Source organism: Treponema sp., assembly GCF_024696245.1.
In the GTDB taxonomy this organism is placed as follows: Bacteria; Spirochaetota; Spirochaetia; order Treponematales; family Treponemataceae; genus Treponema_D.
On sequence record NZ_JAILGZ010000038.1, the window covers coordinates 1 to 4,584 of the forward strand.

Sequence of the window (4,584 nt, forward strand, 5' to 3'; positions counted from 1 at the left end):
GCTTACAAAGATGGCAGGTGCTTACTGGAGGGGAGACAGCGACAAGGCTATGCTTTCCCGTATTTATGCAGTTTGTTTCTATAAACCAAATGATCTTAAAGATTATCTTGCAATGCTTGAAGAAGCAGAAAAACGCGATCATCGTAAGCTTGGTACTCAGATGGATCTCTTCCATATTGATCCGGAAGATCCAGGTCAGATTTTCTGGCACCCTAATGGATGGCAGATGTATGTAACACTTCAGGATTACATGAGACAGAAGGTTACTGCTGACGGTTATAAAGAAGTAAATACTCCTGCAGTTATGCCTCGCTCCCTCTGGGAACGTTCAGGTCACTGGGGTCACTATCAGAAGAACATGTTCGTAACTGAATCAGAAAAAAGAATCTTTTCTATTAAACCTATGAACTGTCCTGGTGCCCTTGAGATTTTTAACAGCCGCCCACGTTCATATAAGGACCTTCCTTTACGTCTTGCAGAATTCGGACACTGTGTACGTAACGAACCTAGCGGAACCCTTCACGGAATTATGCGTGTAAGAGGATTTGTTCAGGACGACGCTCATATTATTTGTACAGATGAACAGGTAGAAAGCGAAGTTGCAAAATTCTGCCGTCTTCTTAAAGATGTTTACAAGGATTTTGGTTTTGATAAGAATCTTGTAGTAAAACTTTCTACAATGCCGGAAGATCACGTTGGTGACCTTGAAACATGGCAGCGTGCAGAAAAGGCACTTGGTGCAGCATGTAATGCAGCCGGTCTTGATTATGAGATTCAGCCTGGAGAAGGAGCTTTCTACGGACCAAAGCTTGAGTTTAAGCTTTACGATACCCTTGGCCGTGAATGGCAGTGTGGTACAATTCAGCTTGACTACCAGCTTCCTAGTGCAGAGCGTCTTAATGCCCAGTACATTGGTGCTGATAACCAGAAGCATCACCCTGTAATGCTTCACCGTGCAGTTCTTGGTTCTCTTGAACGCTTTATGGGTATTCTTATAGAAAACTATGCCGGTGCTTTCCCTGCATGGCTTCATTTTGAACAGGCAGCAGTTGTTCCTGTAAACCCTGAGTTTAATGATTATGCTCAGAAGGTTGCAGATGAACTTGCAGCAGCCGGTATCCGCGTAAATGCCTACACTGATGATGACAACATGAAGAACAAGATTAAGATGATTTCTACAGAACACAGAACACCTTATATTCTTGTTGTTGGTGCAAACGAAAAGAATGACGAATCTGTTACAGTTCGCTTCAGGTTTAGTTCCAAGCTTCCACAGAAAACAATGAAGCTTGCAGAATTTAAAGAATACGTACTTGATAAGGTTCGCACACATTACAACGGTATTTAATTTATAAAAGGGGACAAAATTAAAAGCTTTTACTTTAGTTTTGCCCCCTTTTTTAATTATATGGAGGAAATATGAAAAAAATTGCTCTTGTACTTCTTTCTTTTGTCGCAGCTAGTATGTCTTTTGCACAGACAAAGATAAGTCAGTACTCACCAAAGGACGTTAAAAAGTCTGAAGCCAAAACTTTTGTAACTGATGAGGAGTCTTATAAGCTTTATCAGGAAAAATCAAAGGAAGCAGCACTTACAACAGATCCATTTATTACAAAATGTGCATCTATCGGAAACGAAGAAGCATTTGTGTATGCTATTGCAGAAACTGGTGACAATTTAAGTGAAGAACTGGAAAGATTTTCTATGAGAGTTGATGATCAATCTGGTTCTTTTCTTGATTTGTACAATGAAAAAGGCTACTCTGAAATTGATTTTACCATTAACTTTCCTAAAAAAGCATTTAAGCCTTTCTCAAAACTTGGTGTAAACATTAACCTTCCTGTAACAACAGGTTTCTTTGCTCTTAGCAACAGCAAAGATGATGAAAAAAATGTGGATATTACCCTGGACTTTGACTATGAAAGTGAATTAGCAATGGATATGAAAAAATTCCTTGCAAAAGAAGCTTCTTCATCTGCTTACAAGGATCTCAAAATTGCTATGGGAGCAACAGGAAAGGTTTATATTAATGCAGATAAAAGCTGTCTTGAGGACGGAGTTGATTTTGAAGAACTCCTTACATATATAAACTCAAGCAATGTAGATGTTAAGTTTGTATTTTATGTTGGAACTTCTGTAAATATTGACGGTGTTGGCGGCAAGGGTCTTATGGACTTTACAATTGCTTATAAAGGCAGCCTTAACAAAAATGTTATCAACAAATTTAAGGCAGCTTACGAAGACTTTATGGCTATTGTTAACGGTGATTCTAAAGACCCTGCAGCTATCAGGGAATTCCCGGGAACAGTTCACTGCGGATTTACTATGTACAATGATAAGAACGTAGAAACTTATGTTGTATATGACGAAAGTGATCCTTATGCAATGGTAATTAAATTTAAGGAAGCCCTTGAAAAGGCTCAGTCAGTTGTAGCTCAGTAAAGTAAAGGCTGCTGTTACATACCCCGTTCACTTAAGGACGGGGTATTTTTATGGCCATATATTAATGATAAAAAATAAAAAAAATTTGCAAAATTCCCGGATTTTTAGTATTTTGTGCAATAACAAATTGTATTTTATTTCAAATAAATAGGAGCAGATAAAATGGCTAAACAGTTAGTTTACAGTGAAGAAGCACGCAAAAAGATGCTCAGTGGTGTTGAGCAGATTGCAAAGGCAGTTAAGGTAACACTTGGACCTTGCGGACGTCTTGTTATGCTTGATAAGAAATACGGTTCTCCAACTATTACAAAGGACGGTGTTTCTGTTGCAAAAGAAGTTGAATTAAAGGATCCTTTTGAAAACATGGGAGCTCAGCTTGTTCGTGAAGTTTCTTCAAAGACAAATGATGTTGCCGGAGACGGAACTACAACAGCTACTGTTCTTGCTTATGCTATTGTTCGTGAAGGTCTTAAAGCAGTTTCTGCCGGAATGACTCCAATTGAAATTAAACGTGGTATTGATAAGGCAACAGCTCTTGCTATTGCAGAAGTAAAAAAGAACAGCCGTGCAGTTAAAGGTAATGATGATATTACTCACGTTGCAACAATTTCTGCCAACAACGACCCGGAAATCGGTAAAATCCTTGCAGAAGCTATCGAAAAGGTTGGTAAAGACGGTGTAATCACTGTTGAAGAATCAAAGAACATGGATACAACTGTTAAAACTGTAGAAGGTATGCAGTTTGACCGCGGTTACATCAATGCTTACTTTGTAAATGACCGTGACAGAATGGAATGCAATTACGAAAATCCATACATTCTTATTCATGACGAAAAAATCAGCACAATGAAGGATCTTCTTCCTTTACTTGAAAAAGTAGCTCAGACAGGACGTCCTCTTGTAATCATTGCAGAAGATGTTGACGGCGAAGCTCTTACAACTCTTGTTGTTAACTCTATCCGTGGAACACTTAAGTGTGTTGCTGTTAAGGCTCCTGGTTTTGGTGACCGCAGAAAGGAAATGCTTAATGATATTGCTATCCTTACTGGTGGTAAAGTTATTACTAAGGACCTTGGTCTTAAACTTGAAAGTGCAACCCTTGAAGATCTTGGTACTGCAAAATCAGTTAAGATTGATAAAGATAATACAACTATCGTAGACGGTGCCGGTGATAAGGATACAATTTCTGCCCGCATTGCAGAAATTAAGGCTGCTGTAGAAAAGTCTACTTCTGATTATGACAAGGAAAAGCTTAAGGAACGTCTTGCTAAACTTTCTGGTGGTGTTGCTGTTATTGAAATCGGTGCCATCACAGAAACAGAAATGAAAGAAAAGAAATTCCGCGTAGAAGATACACTTGCTGCAACTCGTGCTGCTCTTGAAGAAGGTATTGTATCTGGTGGTGGACTTGCACTTATCGAAGCAAGCAAAGTTCTTGATGCAGATAAAGCTGATCTTTACGGAGACGAAAAGGTTGGATTCCAGATTGTTAAGCGCGCTCTTGAAGAACCAATCCGCCAGATTGCAGAAAATGCAGGCGTAGATGGTGCAGTTATTGCTGACAAAGCTAAGGGAGAAAAAGCTGGTGTCGGATATAATGCTGCAAAGGGTGAATGGGTTAACATGATGGATGCAGGTATTATTGACCCTGCTAAGGTTACCCGTTGTGCATTGCAGAATGCAGCTTCTGTTGCAGGTATGCTTCTTACAACTGAATGTGCAATTACAGATATTCCAGAACCACCTGCTGCAGCTCCTGCTGCTCCAGATATGGGTGGAATGGGATACTAATGTAAAACCTAAATAGGGACAGTTAATTTATGCTGTCCTGTTTTTTAACTTAAGGCTCCTGCTTTCTTAATTGAAGGCGGGAGCTTTTTTATTGAGGGTTTATTACAAAACCCTCAAAACGGCGAAGTCAAGGCTTTAAGCGTGAGCGTGCCTTGACTCGACGTATTTGTAATAATTTTACATTTTTTTACCGGAATAACCCCGTTTACTCCTTTACTGTAAATGCTGAATAATATTCAGATTTAATAAAAAATGCATTAGAATATAAGGTATGTATTCAGATTTAATTTTTAATTATTCAAAGATGATAGAAGACTCCGGTCCTGAATATGGAGCAGAAATACTCTCTCA

3 protein-coding genes are annotated in these 4,584 nt (G+C 39.0%); all 3 read left to right on the forward strand.

What is annotated here, in order from left to right; genetic code table 11:
• On the forward strand, window positions 1-1,348 hold a 1,348-nt coding region (thrS, locus tag K6D58_RS02730; protein ID WP_296827311.1), incomplete at its 5' end, for a threonine--tRNA ligase.
• 71 nt (window positions 1,349-1,419) lie between these two features.
• Window positions 1,420-2,442 (forward strand): hypothetical protein, encoded by a 1,023-nt coding sequence (locus K6D58_RS02735; protein ID WP_296827312.1) that lies wholly within the window; start codon window positions 1,420-1,422, stop codon window positions 2,440-2,442.
• A 162-nt stretch (window positions 2,443-2,604) separates the two neighbouring features.
• Window positions 2,605-4,233 (forward strand): chaperonin GroEL, encoded by a 1,629-nt coding sequence (groL, locus tag K6D58_RS02740; RefSeq protein WP_296827314.1) that lies wholly within the window; start codon window positions 2,605-2,607, stop codon window positions 4,231-4,233.
• Window positions 4,234-4,584: the final 351 nt, after the last annotated feature.

Bases quoted from the DNA above. Each gene is read 5' to 3' on its own strand.
- groL (WP_296827314.1), top strand. From the start codon at position 2,605: ATGGCTAAACAGTTAGTTTACAGTGAAGAAGCACGCAAAAAGATGCTC.
- K6D58_RS02735 (WP_296827312.1), top strand. From the start codon at position 1,420: ATGAAAAAAATTGCTCTTGTACTTCTTTCTTTTGTCGCAGCTAGTATG.